10 protein-coding genes are annotated in these 16800 nt (G+C 74.1%); 9 read left to right on the forward strand and 1 reads right to left on the reverse strand.

Annotation, left to right across the window (positions count from 1 at the left end; translation table 11 throughout):
• Window positions 1-81 precede the first annotated feature (81 nt).
• Window positions 82-3009: an FAD-binding and (Fe-S)-binding domain-containing protein gene (locus tag ACIA79_RS20300; protein WP_399429713.1), complete on the forward strand. Its 2928-nt coding sequence runs from the start codon at window positions 82-84 to the stop codon at window positions 3007-3009.
• Window positions 3010-3264: 255 nt separating this feature from the next.
• Window positions 3265-4668: a Gfo/Idh/MocA family protein gene (locus tag ACIA79_RS20305; protein ID WP_399429714.1), complete on the forward strand. Its 1404-nt coding sequence runs from the start codon at window positions 3265-3267 to the stop codon at window positions 4666-4668.
• Between the two features lie 51 nt (window positions 4669-4719).
• On the opposite strand, the gene ACIA79_RS20310 is transcribed toward ACIA79_RS20305, so the two are convergent.
• On the reverse strand, window positions 4720-6369 hold the full coding sequence (locus tag ACIA79_RS20310; RefSeq protein WP_399429715.1) for a peptide-N4-asparagine amidase: 1650 nt from the start codon (window positions 6367-6369) through the stop codon (window positions 4720-4722).
• Window positions 6370-6533: 164 nt separating this feature from the next.
• Here ACIA79_RS20310 and ACIA79_RS20315 point away from each other — a divergent pair, with 164 nt between their 5' ends.
• From ACIA79_RS20315 to ACIA79_RS20345, 7 genes are all read left to right on the forward strand, one after another.
• A complete protein-coding gene (locus tag ACIA79_RS20315; protein WP_399429716.1) occupies window positions 6534-8339 on the forward strand; it encodes an ABC transporter transmembrane domain-containing protein in 1806 nt (601 codons plus the stop codon).
• Window positions 8336-10117, forward strand: a complete 1782-nt coding sequence (locus tag ACIA79_RS20320; protein WP_399429717.1) for an ABC transporter ATP-binding protein — start codon at window positions 8336-8338, stop codon at window positions 10115-10117. Before ACIA79_RS20315 ends, ACIA79_RS20320 begins: the two co-directional genes overlap by 4 nt.
• A 307-nt stretch (window positions 10118-10424) precedes the next feature.
• Window positions 10425-11792, forward strand: coding sequence for a cytochrome P450 (locus ACIA79_RS20325; RefSeq protein WP_399429718.1), 1368 nt, complete (start codon window positions 10425-10427; stop codon window positions 11790-11792).
• Window positions 11793-11893: 101 nt separating this feature from the next.
• On the forward strand, window positions 11894-13294 hold the full coding sequence (locus tag ACIA79_RS20330) for a cytochrome P450 (RefSeq protein ID WP_399429719.1): 1401 nt from the start codon (window positions 11894-11896) through the stop codon (window positions 13292-13294).
• Window positions 13291-14343 carry a terpene cyclase gene (locus tag ACIA79_RS20335; protein WP_399429720.1) on the forward strand — a complete coding sequence of 351 codons (1053 nt, stop codon included), beginning with the start codon at window positions 13291-13293 and terminating at the stop codon, window positions 14341-14343. The genes ACIA79_RS20330 and ACIA79_RS20335 overlap by 4 nt, the downstream gene beginning before the upstream one ends.
• Window positions 14340-15377 (forward strand): polyprenyl synthetase family protein, encoded by a 1038-nt coding sequence (locus ACIA79_RS20340; RefSeq protein ID WP_399429721.1) that lies wholly within the window; start codon window positions 14340-14342, stop codon window positions 15375-15377. Before ACIA79_RS20335 ends, ACIA79_RS20340 begins: the two co-directional genes overlap by 4 nt.
• A 65-nt stretch (window positions 15378-15442) precedes the next feature.
• Complete coding sequence (locus ACIA79_RS20345) at window positions 15443-16783, forward strand: activator-dependent family glycosyltransferase (protein WP_399429722.1); 1341 nt, start codon at window positions 15443-15445, stop codon at window positions 16781-16783.
• The last annotated feature ends 17 nt before the right edge of the window (window positions 16784-16800 follow it).

The raw sequence follows: 16800 nt of genomic DNA on the forward strand, positions 1-16800 counted from the left end.
CGGGCCGCGCCACGCCCGCCCCGCACGTCCGCGTCCGGAGCGGCAGTGGTGAAGCGAGGTGCGACGTGAGAGGACCGTGTCATGCCGGTGCTGGAGCCGAATCCGGACGCGTTGCACCCCCGTGCCCGGCGTGCGCCGGCCCCCGACCGGGTGCCCGACCCGGTGGCGTACGGTTCACCGGGACGGCTGCGCGACGAGCTGAGCGCGCTGCTCGGCCCCGGCAAGGTGCTGTGGCGGGTTTCCGACCTCGTGCGGTACGCGTCGGACGCCAGCCCGTACCGCTTCGTGCCGCGGATCGTCGTGGTCGCCGAGAACGCCCACGACGTCGCGGCCGTCCTGTCGTACGCGCGCGACGAGGGCCGGGAGGTGGTCTTCCGGGCCGCCGGCACGAGTCTCAACGGCCAGGCGCAGGGCGAGGACATCCTGGTGGACGTGCGCCGGCACTGGGTGGGCGTCGAGGTGCTGGACGGCGGGGGCCGCGCCCGTATCCGGCCGGGCACCACCGTGGCCCGCGCCAACGCCGCCCTCGCCCGATACGGCCGGGTCCTCGGCCCCGACCCGGCGAGCGCCGTGGCCTGCACCGTCGGAGGCGTCGTCGCCAACAACGCCTCCGGCATGACGGCCGGCACGGCCCGCAACGCGTACCGCACGCTCGCCTCGCTCACCGTCGTCCTGCCGTCCGGCACCGTCGTCGACACCGCCGACCCGGCCGCCGACGCCCACCTCGCACGGACGGAGCCCGCACTGTGCGCGGAACTGCTCGCGGTCAAGGCCGGGATCGAGGCCGACGCGGAGCTGACGGCCCGCATCCGCACCAAGTACCGGCTGAAGAACACCAACGGCTACCGGCTGGACGCGTTCCTGGACGGCGCCACGCCCGCCGGGATCCTGCGCGGGCTGATGGTGGGCTCCCAGGGCACTCTCGGCTTCCTCTCGGAGGTCGTCCTCGACACGCTGCCCCTGGACCGCGAGACGGCCACCGCCCTGCTGTTCTTCCCCTCCCTGCCCGCCGCCGCGGCCGCCGTGCCGCTGTTCTCCCGGGCCGGGGCGCTCGCCGTCGAGCTGATGGACGGCCACGCGATGCGCGCCTCGGTGAGCGTGGCGGGGGTGCCCGCCGACTGGGCGGAGCTGCCCCCGCGGACGGCCGCGCTGCTGGTGGAGTTCCGCGCTCCGGACCCGGCGGCCCTGGAGGATCACGAGCGGGCGGCCCGGGAGGTGCTGGCGGGTCTGGAGCTCGTGGCGCCGGTCGCCTCGGTGACCAACCGGTTCACCCGGGATCCGGTGGTGATCGACGGCTACTGGACGGCGCGCAAGGCGTTCGTCACCGCGGTCGGCGGCTCCCGTCCGCCCGGAACGACCCTCATCACGGAGGACTTCGCGGTCCCGCCGGCGCGGCTGGCCGAGGCCTGCGAGGCGCTGCTGGAGCTCCAGTCGGAGCACGGCTTCGACGCCGCCGTCGCGGGCCACGCCGCCCACGGCAACCTCCACTTCCTGCTGGCCTTCGACGCCGCCGACCCGGCCGACGTGGACCGCTACGCCGCCTTCATGGACGCCTTCTGCCGGCTGACCGTGGAACGGTTCGACGGCTCGCTGAAGGCCGAGCACGCCACCGGCCGCAACATCGCGCCGTTCCTGGAGCTGGAGTGGGGACCGAAGGCCACCGAACTGATGTGGCGCACCAAGCGGGCCTTCGACCCGGCGGGGGTGCTGGCGCCGCGGGTCGTCCTGGACCGCGATCCGCGCGGGCACCTGCGCGGGCTGAAGACCCTCCCCCGTGTCGAGGCGCTCGCCGACGCGTGCATCGAGTGCGGCTTCTGCGAGCCGGCCTGCCCCAGTTCGGATCTGACGACCACGCCCCGTCAGCGGATCGTGCTGCGCCGGGAGATGATGCGGCAGCCGGCCGGCTCACCGGTCGAGGACGCCCTGGCCGGGGCGTACGGCTACGAGGCCGTGGACACCTGTGCCGGTGACGGGGTCTGCCGGCTGGCCTGCCCGGTCGGCATCGACACCGGGGCCCTGATGAAGCGGCTGCGGCACCGGCGGCACTCCGCCCGCGAGGAGCGCGTGGCGGCGCTGGCCGCGCGCAACTTCGCAGCGGTGGAGGCCGCGGCCCGGCTCGCCCTGTCGGCCGCCGGAGGGGCCGGCGACCGCCTGACGACCGCGGTCACGGGCCTGGCGCGCAGGACGGTCCGGCCGGATCTGGTCCCCGCATGGCTGCCGGAGGTGCCCGGCCCGGCGCGCGCCCGGCTGCCGCGTACGGAGCGCGCCCCCGCGGCCGCCGTCTACTTCCCGGCCTGTGTGAACCGGATCTTCGGCGAGCCGGACGGGTTCGACGGCCCGTCGCTGCCGCAGGCCGTGGTCGCGCTCTCCGCCAGGGCGGGCAGGCCGGTGTGGATCCCGGAGGACGTGGCGGGCACCTGCTGCGCCACCGTCTGGCACTCCAAGGGGTACGAGGAGGGCGCGCGCGTGATGGCGAACCGCGTCGTCGAGGCCGCCTGGGGGTGGACGGCCGGCGGGCGGCTCCCCCTCGTGGTCGACGCCTCGTCCTGCACGCTGGGCCTCGCCCGGGAGATCGGGCCGTACCTGACCGGCCCGAACCGGGAGCTGCACGGCGGGCTGACGGTGGTCGACTCGCTCGTGTGGGCCGCGGACGAGCTGCTGCCGCGGCTGCGGGTGCGGCGCCGGGCGGGCTCGGCGGTGGTCCATCCGACCTGTTCGATGCGGCACCTCGGCGACGAGGGACGGCTCACGGCGCTGGCCCGGGCGTGTGCCGAGGAGGTGGTGGTGCCCGACGACGCGGGGTGCTGCGCCTTCGCCGGCGACCGGGGCCTGCTGCACCCGGAGCTGACGGAGTCGGCGACGGCCCGGGAGGCGGCCGAGGTGACGGCCCGTCCCTTCGACGCGTACCTCAGCGCGAACCGCATGTGCGAGATCGGCATGGAGCACGCGACGGGCCGCCCGTACCACTCGGCGCTGCTGGCGCTGGAGCGCGCGACCCGGCCCGGCTGACCGGCCGGCCCCGGGGGCCCGGGAGGCGCGGGGTGCCGCGGGTGCCGGCTCCCGCGCCGGTGCGGCCGGAGGGGGCGTCGGTCCCGCGCGCCGGGCCGGAAGGTCACCCGTGTCGGTGAGGGCGGGCCGCCTCGGTTTGTCCATGGGCCCGCAACGAGAGTCCAAACCGGCGTACTTGCGCACCACCCGTCCCGGCGGACAGGGTCCTGTGCGGAATTCATGGACCAGCCACGCACGTCACGTACGGGAGGTTCGATGAACGACGCAGCACCCGGGAACCACGGCTCGCCCAGCCGCCGTTCCGTCCTGCGGACCACGGCCGGTGTGGCGGGCGCCGCCGGTCTGGGCCTCGGCGCGTCGAGCGGCACCGCGGCCGCGGACGACGCGGCCGGGGCACCCGCTCCCCCGCGCCAGGGCCGCACCATGGCGGGAGTGCCCTTCGAGCGGCGCTCCACCGTGCGCGTCGGCATCATCGGCCTCGGCAACCGCGGCGGCAGCATGATCGACCTCTTCCTCGCGCTGCCCCATGTACGCGTGACCGCCGTCTGCGACCCGGTCAGGGCGAAGGCGGAGGCCGCGTCCGCCAAGGTGGTGAGGGCGGGGCAGCCGGCGCCGGCCGTCCACGCCGCCGGCGAGGACGACTACCTGAACCTCTGCGCGCGCGGCGACGTCGACTTCGTGTACGTGGCCACCCCGTGGGACTCCCACTTCGCGATGGCGCGGGCGGCGATGCTGGGCGGCAAGCACGTCGGGGTCGAGTGCCCCGTCGCGATGCGCCTGGACGAGCTGTGGGCCCTGGTCGACCTGTCCGAACGCACCCGCCGCCACTGCATGCAGCTGGAGAACTGCTGCTACGGCAGGAACGAGATGCGCGTGCTGCGGATGGCGCACGCCGGCGTGTTCGGTGAGCTGCTGCACGGCGCGGGCGCGTACAACCACGACCTGCGGGAGCTGATGTTCTCGCCCACGTACTACGAGGGTCCGTGGCGGCGGCTGTGGCACACCCGGCTGCGCGGCGACCTCTACCCCAACCACGGGTTCGGTCCGGTGGCCAACTACATGGACGTCAACCGCGGCGACCGCGCGGTCAGCATCAGCAGCTTCGGTACGCCCGCGCTCGGCCTGGCCGAGTACCGACAGGCGCACATGCCGCCCGGCGACCCGAGCTGGAAGGAGACGTACGTCAGCAGCGACCGCACGATCAGCATGGTCCAGACGGCCAGGGGCCGGGTGATCCGGCTGGAGCACGACGTGTCGACGCCGCACCCGTACAGCAGGATCAACAGCCTGGGCGGCACGAAGGGCGTCTTCGAGGACTACCCGGCGCGGATCTATGTCGAGCCGGACCACAAGGGCCACCAGTGGGGGGACTTCTCGGCGTACGCCGAGAAGTTCGACCACTGGCTGTGGAAGGAGCACTCCGCTCCCCCGGGCGGGCACGGCGGCATGGACTACATCATGGTCCTCCGGCTGATGCAGTGCATGCGGCTCGGTCTGGTCCCGGACTTCGACGTGTACGACGCGGCGACCTGGACGGCGCCGGTGCCGCTGAGCCACGCCTCCCTGCGGGCGAAGGGCGCGCCGCAGCAGATCCCGGACTTCACGCGGGGCGAGTGGAGGAAACCGCGGTCCGGGATGGATTCCGTCAAGCCCGGGTGACCGGGGGTGCGCGGGACCCGGTCGTCCGCCGGGCCCCGCGCGCCGGCGCCGTCAGCAGCGGCGGCGGTCCTCCGTCAGCGTGCCCTGCGCCGTCCGCAGGGTCCGGTCCCAGCAGCCCGCCGAGCCGTGCAGCCGGTAGCGCTCGGACGTGGTGCCCACCGCGTGCCGCTGGTCGCGCGGCACGCCGGTGGTGTACGTCGCGTCGCCCGCGTACGCGTCGTCGAGCCGCGACCACGCGAGCGTCCTGCCGCCCCGCAGGGTCGCGGTGCCGGCGCGGTCGCCGAGTGCGAGGACGGTGCGCAGCCGGTCCCCGGCGCCCAGGGTGGTCTCGCCGTCCATGGTGTACGTCCGGTGTGTACGGGTGACGGTCGCGCCCCGGGTGACGGTCTCGTCGTCCTTCCAGCGGGCCGTCAGGGCGTCGCGGTTCTCCCCGTCGGTCCAGCGGTGGGCGGAGGTGTGGGCGAGCGCGCGGGTCACGGTGGTGGTGACGCGGCCGTGCGAGGTGTCGAGGTGTCCGGCGACGCTGAGGCGGTGGCGGGCCGTGGTGTCGACGCGGTGCTCGGCACCGGGGGTGTACACCGAGGAGCCGGCGGGCGCGCTCTCCTCGTGGCGGGTCAGGGCGCCGGTGACGACGGCGCGGCCCTCGTCCTGCCAGACCAGCACGTTGGTGGGGACGGACCAGCCGGGCCGGCCGGCCGGGACGCCGGCGACGGAGACCTCGACGCGGTGCGGCCGGCCGTCGTTCAGCAGCGCGGCGAAGGGCGTCAGGTCGTAGACGACCGGCTTGACGTCGAAGGCGCGCGGGCCGGGGATGACGTACCAGAGGAACGGGTTGGACCAGCCGCCCGTCCAGACCACCGGGAACGGCGTGGCGATGCCGGCGAGCCGTCCGTCCACGCTGATCCGCACGTGCCGGTCGGGGCCGCCGGCGGCCTTGCAGGAGTAGGGGGCCTCGTCGGGCACGGTCATGTACCAGTACTCCTCGCAGCCGCCGCCCGAGCCGGTGGCGTACACCTCGGCGAGGATGCGCTCGGTGTTGCGCGGGGTGGTGAGGGCGGGGGTGGCGAGCGGGATCACCCGGTCGGGGACGTCGGCGGCGGCCGGTGGCCGGCCCGCGTGGAAGGTGAGGGTGACCGTGACGTCGATGACGCCGGTGTAGGTGTCGTCGACGACGTTGCCGATGAGCATCTCGACGGGCTGCGGCCGGCGCAGGGTGTCGCTGTAACGGGTGATGTCCTTCTCGACCGACCAGGTGATGCCCTCCGGGGAGGGCTGGGGCGTGGAGGTGCGGAAGACCTCGACGCAGCCGATGGCGAGGTGGCCGAGGCGGTCGTACTGGCGGCCCTTGACGGTGCCGTCGAGGCGCAGGACCACCGCGCTCCACCGGTCGCCGCAGCCCTCCGGGGGCGCGTAACTGCCGCGGTACGGCGTGAAGTCACGGAACTGCGCCCGGGCGACGGTCACCTCGCAGGAGCGGGTTCCGGCCGGGCGGACGACGGGCGGGGCGGCGGTGAGGGGGTCGTGCCAGTCCGTGCCGAACTCGGCGGGCGGCTGCTGCGGCGCGGGGCCCGCCGTGCCGCTGGCCGGGGCCGCGGTGGCGGGGGTGGCGGCATCCGCCACCGGAGTCGCGGTGGGGCCGAACAGTGCCGCCAGGGCGAGCGCGGGCACTGTGAGCATGCTCATGACGTTCCGTGGTCTCATGGGGGGCGAGTGAAGCGTGCGCCGTCGCCGCCCGCCAGACGGGCGGGTGGACCTTGGCGCGTTCTGCGCCGTCGTGCCGGAAAATCGATTGCCGACGCCCGGGCCGTGAGGCGAACCTTGCACGGTTTCCCCCCGCCGGCCGTCGATCAGATCCCTGGGGCGTCATGCAGATCCACCACCTTCCGTACGCCGACCCGGGTGACCCCGACGTACGGTCGGGCGCGCGCTTCCTGCTCTGGCTCGGGCGCAACCAGCTCGGCGGGCAGCTCATGTCCCTCGGCTGGGGCCTGCTGCACCAGCTCGGCATCGCGGGGCTCCCGCTCGCCGTGGGCCTGGCGGTGCAGGCCGTCGTGGACGGCTCCCCGGGCGGCCTCGCGCTCGCCGGCGGCCTGTTGGCGCTGCTCGGCGCGGCCATCTCGGTGGGCGACACGATGATGCACCGCACCGCCGTCACCAACTGGATCACCGCCGCGGCCCGGGTCCAGCAACTGCTGGCCCGCAAGACCGCCGAGCTCGGTTCGCTGCTGTCCCGGCGGGTCGCCGCGGGTGAGGTCGTCGCCGTCTCCACCGGTGACGTGGAGAGGATCGGCTGGTTCGTCGAGGCGCTGTCGCGGTTCGGCGCGTCCGCCCTCACCCTGATCGTGGTGTGCGCCGGACTGCTGTTCTACCAGCCGGCGCTCGGCGCGGTCGTGGCCGTCGGCATCCCCGTGCTCGCGCTGGCCGTGCTTCCGCTGCTGCCCCGCGCCACCCGGCGCGCGGACGTCCAGCGGGAGAAGGCGGGCCGCGCGACCGAGCTGGCCTCGGACACCGTCGCCGGGCTGCGCGTGCTGCGCGGCATCGGTGGTGAGGAGCTGTTCCTCGACCGCTACCGCACGGCCTCCCAGGAGGTCCGCGAGGCGGCGGTGCGCAGCGCCCGCATGTGGGCGCTGATCGCGGCGATGCAGGTGGTGCTGCCGGGCCTGCTGCTGATCGGCGTGGTGGTGTACGGGGCGAAGCTCGCGCTCGACGGGCGCATCGAGGTCGGTCAACTGGTCACCGTCTACAGCGCGGTCACCCTCACGCACTACCCGCTGCGGACCTTCGAGGAGATCGCGATGGCCTTCTCCTTCTCCCGGCCCTCCGCGAAGCGGGCGGCGCGCGTGCTGGCCCTCACGCGTACGGTGACGGCCACCGACGCCCACCCCCGGTCGCCGCGCGGGGACCTGTACGACCCGGTCACCGGACTGCGCGCGCCGCAGGGCCTGTTCACCGCGGTGGTGTGCGGGGACCCGGACGCGGCGGGGAGGCTGGCCGACCGGCTCGGCGGGCACCCGGCCGAGGACGCCGACGGCGCCGGCGGTCATGTGTCGGTCCTCCTCGGCGGCGTGCCGCTGGACGAGCTGCCGCTGGACGCGGCGCGCACCGCCGTTCTCGTACAGGACAAGGACCCGGTGCTGCTGTCGGGCACCCTGCGGGAGCTGCTGGACGTGCCCTCGTCGGGAGCGGTGAGCGCCGACGAGGCGCTGGAGGCGGCGCAGTGCGGGGACGTCCTCGACGCGCTCGTCCAGGGGACGGCGGACACGGGCGGCGACCCCCTGCGGACCCGGATCACCGAGCGGGGCCGGTCCCTGTCCGGCGGGCAGCGCCAGCGGCTCGCGCTGGCCCGGTCCCTGGTCACCGACCCGGAGGTGCTGGTGCTGGACGAGCCGACCTCGGCGGTGGACTCGCACACCGAGGCGCGCGTCGCGGCCGGCGTCGCACGGCTGCGCACCGGCCGCACGACGGTGGTGATGGCCTCGTCGCCACTGCTGCTGGACCGGGCGGACCGGGTGGTGCTGGTCCACGAGGGCGAGGCGGTGGCGGTGGGCACGCACCGCGAACTGCTGGCGGGCGAACCGCGGTACAGGGCGGTGGTCACCCGCGAGACGGACGACGAGCGTGCCGGACCGGTGCGCGCGCACGAGCTGGTGCACAGCGAGGAGAACGCATGATCGGCATGGCGCCACCGGAGTACGACCCGGCGGCCCCGGAGTCCGCGACGACGCTGCCCGTCGGCACCGCGGCGACGGTCCGGGCGTACGTGACCGGGCTGCTGCGCCGGCACCGCACGGCGTTCACCGTGCTCGTCGCCGTCAACGCGGTGGCCGTCATCGCCTCGATGGCCGGTCCCTACCTGCTCGGCTCGGTGGTCGAGCGGCTCGCGGACGGCACGCGCGAGCTGCACCTGCCGCTGACGGTCGGCCTGTTCGCGGCCGCGCTGGTCGTGCAGACGGTGTTCGTACGGCTGGTGCGGTTGCGCGGCGCGATGCTCGGCGAGGAGATGCTGGCGGACCTGCGCGAGGACTTCCTCGTCCGGTCGGTGGGGCTGCCGCCCGGTGTACTGGAGCGCGCCGGGACGGGCGACCTGCTGTCACGGATCACCACCGATGTGGACCGGCTGGCCAACGCCATGCGGGAGGCCGTGCCGCAGCTCGCCATCGGTGTGGTGTGGGCGGGGCTGCTGATCGGCGGGCTGGCGGTGACCGCGCCGCCGCTGGCCGTGGCGATCCTGGTGGCGGCGCCGCTGCTGATCGCGGGCTGCCGCTGGTACTTCCGGCGGGCGCCGGCCGCGTACCGCTCGGAGGCCGCGGGGTACGCGGCCGTCGCCGGCGTGCTCGCCGAGACGGTGGACGCGGGCCGGACCGTCGAGGCGCACCGGCTGGGCGCGCGGCGGATCGCCCTGTCGGAGCGGCGTATCAAGGAGTGGACGGCGTGGGAGCGGTACACGCTCTTCCTGCGTTCGGTGCTCTTTCCGGTGATCAGCGTGACGCACACGACCGTGCTCGCCGCGGTCCTGCTGATCGGCGGCTGGTTCGTGCTGCGCGGCTGGCTGGACGTGGGGCAGCTGACGACGGGCGCGCTGCTGTCGCAGATGCTGGTGGAGCCGGTCGGGATCATCCTGCGCTGGTACGACGAGCTCCAGGTGGCCCAGGTGTCGCTGGCGCGCCTGGTGGGCGTGCGCGAGATCGAACCGGACGCCGGGGACGCGGCGGTCCGGCCCGAGGGGCGCGACGTGCGGGCGGAAGCGGTGCGCTTCGGGTACCGCGAGGGCGTGGACGTGCTGCACCGGGTGTCGATGGACGTGGCGCCCGGCACGCGGCTGGCGCTGGTCGGGCCGTCGGGCGCGGGCAAGTCCACGCTGGGCCGGCTGCTGGCCGGGATCTACGCCCCGCGCGAGGGGCGGGTCACGCTCGGCGGGGCCGAGCTGGCGCGGATGCCCGCCGAGCGGGTGCGCCGGCACGTGGCGCTGGTCAACCAGGAGCACCACGTGTTCGTGGGCGCGCTGCGGGACAACCTGCTGCTCGCCCGGGCGGGCGCGCGGGACGAGGAGCTGTGGGCGGCGCTGGCCGCGGTGGACGCGGACGGGTGGGCGCGGGCGCTGGCGGACGGCCTGGACACGGAGGTCGGCTCCGGCGGGGCGGCGCTCACCCCGGCGCAGGCGCAGCAGGTGGCGCTGGCGCGCCTGGTGCTGGCCGACCCCCACACCCTGGTTCTGGACGAGGCGACGTCGCTGCTCGACCCGCGGGCGGCCCGGCATCTGGAGCGGTCGCTGGCGCGGGTGCTGGAGGGGCGTACGGTCGTGGCGATCGCGCACCGGCTGCACACCGCGCACGACGCCGACCTGATCGCGGTCGTGGAGGGCGGCCGGATCAGCGAACTGGGCACCCACGACGCACTGGTGGCGGCGGACGGCGCGTACGCGGCGCTGTGGCGCTCCTGGCACGGGTAGGCCGCTGCCCTGACGCACTGGCGCGCGAGGTCCCGGCACGGGCGCGGCAGTTCGCGGGCACGGGCGCGCAAGTCATCCGCACGGGCGGGGCGTTCGCCGTACTCACCGGCGCGCGCCCCGCCCGGCTCCCTTCCGGTAACCACCGGAATAAGCGGCGGCGAAATGCCCGGATCGCGGCCGGCCGGGGCACCGGGATTTCTCTCCGGTGGTCACCTGACATACCGGCCGCGCTGCGGTCGACACCCGAAAGTGCAGGCTGGCAGGCTGTCGGGCGACCAGGCCGGCCACCATGCACGGGGGGTACCGAATGACCGCGCCGACGCGCAGCGGGGGCGTATCGGGTAATTCCGCGATACCGTCCCTGGGTTTCCGGGACAACGTCTCGGGAATTCTCGCCGCCCGCCGTGACCAATTGGGTTTCATCCAGCACGCGGCCGCCCAGGGGGACATCGTCCGTATGCGGCTGGGCGGACTCCCGATGGTGCTGATCAATCACCCGGACTACTTCCAGCACGTACTGGTGGACGCGCACGCCCATTACGACAAGGACAACTTCCTCTACCGGGCGGTGCAGACCGTCTTCCGCGGCGGCCTGGTGTCCAATCCCGGCGGGGAACGCTGGCGTGTGCGGCGCCGGATGATGCAGCCCTCGTTCAACCGCGGCAGCATCGTCGACTTCACCCCCGGGATGACGGAGCTGACGGGCGGACTGCTGCGGAAGTGGGCGGACCGGCGCGATCCCGGGGCGGTGGTGGACGTCTCCGGCGACATCGGCGACCTGACCCTGAAGATCGTGCTGCGCTCGCTGTTCGGCGTGGAGGCCGGAGCGGAGGTCCGGGCGTTCGAGCGGAACTTCCTGGAGCTCAACACCATCGTCGGCAACTTCTTCCGGATGCCCTTCCCGCCGCTGGGGCGCCGCCCGCGGCTGCGGGCGCTCATCCAGGAGATGGACGACTTCGTCGACCGCCTGATCCGGGCCCGGCAGGCGGACCCGCAGGACCGGCGCGACCTGTTCGCGGCGCTGCTGAACGGGACGCACGGCCCGGACGGCGGCGTGTTCACCCAGGAGGAGCTCCTCGGCGAGATCCTCTCCACGATCGTCTCCGGGTACGAGACGTCGAGTCACTCCATCGCCTGGGTGTTCTACCGGCTGGCCCGGCACCCGGAGATCCAGAGCCGGGTGCAGGAGGAGGCCGACCGCGTCCTGGAGGGGCGGGTACCGACGCTTAAGTCCCTGGCGAAGATGCCCTACACCCGCATGGTCATCGACGAGACCCTGCGGCTGCACACGCCCGCCTGGCAGACGATGCGCCGGGCCCTGCGGGACGACGAGATCGGCGGTTACCGCGTCCCCCGCGGGTCGAGCGTCTACCTGAACTTCCTCACCTACCACCGCCACCCGGACTTCTGGCCCGAGCCGGAGCGCTTCGACCCCGAGCGGTTCACCCCGGAGAACGTGGCGCGGCGGCCCCGCAACGTGTACCAGCCGTTCGGCAGCGGCCCCCGCTTCTGCATCGGCAAGTACTTCGCGCTCACCGAGATCCACCTCGTCACCGCGATGCTCGCGCAGGTCTTCACCGTGTCGGTGCCCGCGGGGCAGCCGCCCGTCGGCTTCGCCCCCCTCGTGACCCTGCACCCCAAGGGCGGGATCCGCCTCCACCTCACCCCCCGGTGACCGGCCGCGCCGCACGCGCACCCCTCGCCCCGCCGTCCGGCACCGTCCGGCCGGCGCCCGCGCCGCCCAGCCCTCAGACCACCTCGATGAACGGGGAACCGATGTCCTCACGCCCGTCCGCGCCCACCGTGGGCCGGCCGACCGGCACCCGAGAGATCCCGACGATCCGCCGCAAGGACGGCCTGGGCGGGGCACTGGCCTTCCGCAACGACCAGCTCCGCTTCCTCGGGGCGGGACTGGACCGGTACGGCGACATCTTCCGCTTCCGGCCGCTGGGCATCCCCATCGTGATGGTCAACCACCCGGACTACATCCGGCACATCCTCGTCGAGAAGGGCGAGAGCTACGACAAGGACGCCGTGCTCTTCCGCGTGGTGCGGCCGGTCCTGCGGCAGGGCCTGATCGCCAACCCCGACATGGAGCTGTGGCGCCGGCAGCGGCGGATGATGGCACCGCACTTCACCCCCCGCACGGTCGGCAACTTCGCCCGCAACATGACCGACGAGACCGCCCTGATGCTCCAGCGCTGGGAACGGCGCCCCGGTGAGGTCCTGGACGTCACCGACGAGATCGGCCAGCTCGCGCTGCGCATCGTCAACCGGTCGCTGTTCAGCGCCGAAGTGGGCGCCACGGCGCAGGCGTTCGAGCGGGCGTTCGGCACGGCCAACGCCATCCTGGGCGCCTTCTTCCGCTTCCCGTTCCCCCCGCTGAACGTCCCCACCCCGCGCAGCCGCAAGCTGCACCGGGCGATCGACGAGATGGACACCTTCGTCTCGACCTTCATCCGGGCGAGGCTGGCCGAGGACACCCCCGCGAGCGAGGACGCCGACCTGCTCACCCTGCTGCTCCACTCGGTGGACGAGGAGGACGGCAAGGGGATGGACCTGGAGCAGCTGCACCACGAGGTGCTGAACATCTGCATCGGCGCCTACGAGACCACCACCAACACCCTGTCGTGGGCCTTCTACCTGCTCGCGCGGCACCCGGAGGTGGAGGCGAAGCTGCACGCCGAGGTGGACGCCGCCCTGGGCGGGCGGTCCGTCCCGTCGTTCGAGGACCTCGCCTCGCTGCCGTACACCCGGATGGTCATCGACGAGACGCTGCGGATCTACTCGCCCGCCTACCAGTTCATGCGCCGGGCGCGCGAGGAGGACACCGTCGGCGGGTACCGGGTGCCGGCCCACACCAACATCCTGGTCAACAGCTACTTCCTGCACCGGCACCCGGACTTCTGGGAGGAGCCGGAGCGCTTCGTGCCCGAGCGGTTCACGCCCGAGGCGATCGCCGCCCGGCCGAAGCACGTCTACACGCCCTTCGGGGCCGGCCACCGGATCTGCATCGGCAAGCACTTCGCCCTGACCGAGCTGATCCTCGTCCTGGCCACGGTGGCCCGCCGCTACCGGCTGACCCTGCCCGACGCCGCCACCGAGGTGGTGCCCGAGGCCCTGATCACCCTGCACCCCAAGGGCGGGATCCACCTGCGGCTGGAGGAGCGCCGATGACCGGCGAGCGGACGGACACCACCGCGAGGACGCACATACCCGAGCTCCACTGCCCGCTGCCGCACCGGGTGAACCCGTACGCCGAGCAGGCCCGCCGGCACCTCAGCCACTGGGTGGGGACGGTGGGTCTGATCCAGCGGGAGTCGGCCAGGCGGCGTTTCGAGCACGCCGACTTCGGCTGGTTCGCCTCGGTGGTCTACCCGACGGCCGACGAGGAGGGCATCGCGCTGATGGCGGACTGGTTCGCCTGGCTGTTCCTGGTCGACGACCAGCTCGACGACGGCGCGTTCGGCCGGGACCCGGAGCACGCGGGGCAGGTGGTCGCCGGGATGCGCGCCGTCCTGGAGAGCGCGGACCACGGCGAGGCCGCGGCGCGCCGGACCGGGCTGCCGACGGCGGTCTCCTCCCTCGCGGACCTGTGGCGGCGTACCGCGCCCGGGATGCCGGCGGCCTGGCGGCACCGCTTCGTGCGGCACCTGGAGGACTGCCTCACCGCCGCGGCGGTGTGGGAGGCGGGAAACCGGGTGCGCGGGATCGTCCCCGAGGAGGACGACTACATCGAGAACCGGCGCCACACCGGGGCGATCTACGTCTGCATGGACCTCATCGACGTCGTGGAGCGCCTCGACGTGCCGGTGGAGCTGTACGACAGCGAGGCGTTCCGGGAGGCGCTGGACGCCGCGTGCAACGTGGTCTGCTGGACCAACGACATCTACTCGCTGGAGAAGGAACGTTCCCTCGGTGAGGTGCACAACCTGGTGCACGTCGTCGAGCACCACCGCGGGCTGGACGCCCGGCAGGCGATGGACCACGTCTGCGAGGCCACGTCCGCGGAGACCCGCCGGTACCTGAAGCTGGAGGAGCGGCTGTTGCACCGCTATCCGGAGCACTCCGGGGTGCTCCTCCCGTACGTCTCCGGCATGCGGACCTGGATCCGCGGCAACCTCGACTGGTCGAGCCGTACCAAGCGGTACCAGGCGCAGGCCGGGGCGCCCGTACCGCAGCCCGCGTCGTACCTGGAGCCCGACCTGGTGGTGGCCGACCGATGACCACGACCGTCACCACCACGGACACGTCGGACGCCTGGGAGGTGCTGCGGCGGGCCGGCGAGCTGACCGGTCCGCGGATCCGCACGGCCCTCGACCGGCTCGGTGAACCCGCCCGTACCGTCGCCCGGTACCACTTCGGATGGTGCGACGCGGACGGCCGGCCGGCCGACGCGGGGTGGGGCAAGGGGCTGCGCGGCGCACTGGTCCTGGGCGGTGCCCGGGCCGTGGGCGGCGACGTGGGGGCGGCGCTCCCGGCCGCCGCCGCGGTGGAGCTGGTGCACAACTTCTCGGTGCTGCACGACGACGTCATGGACCAGGACGCCACCCGGCGCGGCCGGGCCACGGCGTGGACCGTGTTCGGCAGTGCCCAGGCGGTGCTGGCCGGGGACGCGATGCTGGTGCTGGCCGTGCAGGAGCTGGCGTCCGCCCCCGCCCACCACTGCGCGGCCGCGCAGGAGCTGTGCCGTGCGCTGCTGGACCTGGTCGCCGGCCAGAGCTCCGACCTCGCCTTCGAGGAACGCGCGGACGTGGGGCTCGACGAGTCGATGACCATGGCGGCGGGCAAGACGGCGGCGCTCTTCGCCGGCGCGTGCGGCCTCGGCGCCATCGCCGCCGGGGGCTCCGCCCGGCAGGTCGAGGCGCTGCGGGGCTTCGGCCACCACCTGGGCCTGGCGTTCCAGCTCGTGGACGACCTGCTCGGCATCTGGGGCGACACCCGCGCCACCGGAAAGCCCGTCGGAGCGGATCTGCGCCGGCGCAAGAAGTCCCTGCCGGTCGTCGCGGCACTCGGCAGCGGGACGCCCGCCGGCCGGCGGCTGGCCGAGCTGTACGACGACGAGCGCCCGATGGAGGCCGCCGACGTGGTGCGGGCGACCGCCCTGGTCGAGGAGGCCGGCGGGCGCAGCTGGGCCGTCGGCGAAGCGGCCCGGCAGCAGTCCGCGGCCCTGGAGCGGCTGGCCGGGGCCGCCCCCGACGCGGACGCCGCCCGCGGTCTGCGGTCCCTGGTGGACCTGGTCACCCACCGCAGCAGCTGACCGGGGCCGGCAGGTCGCAGGTCGCCAGGTCGCAGATCGCACTCACGAGAGAGGGAACATCACCGATGCGCGTGCTGTTCGCCACCATTTCCGAGAAGACGCACATGTACAGCATGGTCCCGCTGGCGTGGGCGCTGACCACGGCGGGCCACGAGGTGCGGGTGGCGAGCAGTCCGGCGCTCACCGACGCCATCACCCGCACCGGCCTGACCGCGGCGCCCGTCGGCACCGACCACCGGATGCACGACGGGTTCGCCGCGCACCAGGACCTGGTCGCGCGGATCTACGACGCGCGCAAGCGCGACGACCGCACCGAGGCGCGGGCCCTGTACCGCACCCTGCACACGCTGCTGGAGAACGAGGCCACGGACTGGTCCGAGCCGAGCAGGGAGCGGGAGACCTGGGACAGCGTCCTGACCAAGTACCGGGTGGGCGTCGAGCACATGTACCGCGTCTACAACGACGGCATGGTCGACGAGCTGGTGGAACTGGCCCGCGCGTGGCAGCCGGACCTGGTGGTCTGGACGCCGCTCACCTACGCGGCGCCGGTGGCGGCCCGGGTGGTGGGCGCCGCCCACGCCCGCCTGCTGTGGTCGGTGGACATCTACGCGGCGATGCGCGGCGTCTTCCTCGCCCTGAAGGAGCAGCAGCCGCCGGAGCGGCGCGAGGATCCGCTCGCCGACTGGCTCACCGGACACCTCGCCCGGCACGGCAGCGACTTCGCGGAGGAGGTCACGACCGGCCAGTGGACCGTCGACCAGACTCCCGGGAGCGTGCAGCTGCCGCTGGACGTGCACCGCGTCCCGATGCGCTACGCGCCGTACAACGGCCCCTCGGTCGACCCCGCGTGGGTGCGGGAGCCGCCCGCCCGGCCCCGGGTCTTCTTCACCCCGGGGCACTCCTCGGCCGCCGTCATCGGCGCTTCGTACATGCCGGTGCAGGAGATCCTGGACGCGGTGGACGGCCTCGACATCGAGTTCGTCGCCGCGCTGCCCGCCCGGGAGACCGATGCGGTGCTGCGCGTCCCGGACAACACCCGGGTCGTCGACTTCGTGCCGCTGCACACGCTCGTGCCGAGCTGTTCCGCCCTCCTGCACCACGGCGGTTTCGGCGGCTGGTCGGCGGCCCTGCTGCACGGCGTGCCGCAGTTCCTGCTCCCGGTCCGCTTCTCGGACCTGTGGACCAAGGCGACCCTGCTCGACGCCCAGGGGGGCGGCGCCTACCTGCACGCGTCGGAGGTGACGGCCGAGACGCTGCGCGCGGGCCTGACCCGCCTGCTGGAGGATCCGTCCTACCGGTCGGGGGCCGCGCGGCTGCGCCGGGAGATGCTCGCGGCGCCCACCCCGAACGACCTGGTGCGCACCCTGGAGGAGCTGACGGCGGCGTCGCGAGGCGCGGGTTCCTGAGAAAGCCGGTCCGGGAC

The organism is Streptomyces sp. NPDC051310 (genome assembly GCF_044455245.1).
In the GTDB taxonomy this organism is placed as follows: Bacteria; Actinomycetota; Actinomycetes; order Streptomycetales; family Streptomycetaceae; genus Streptomyces.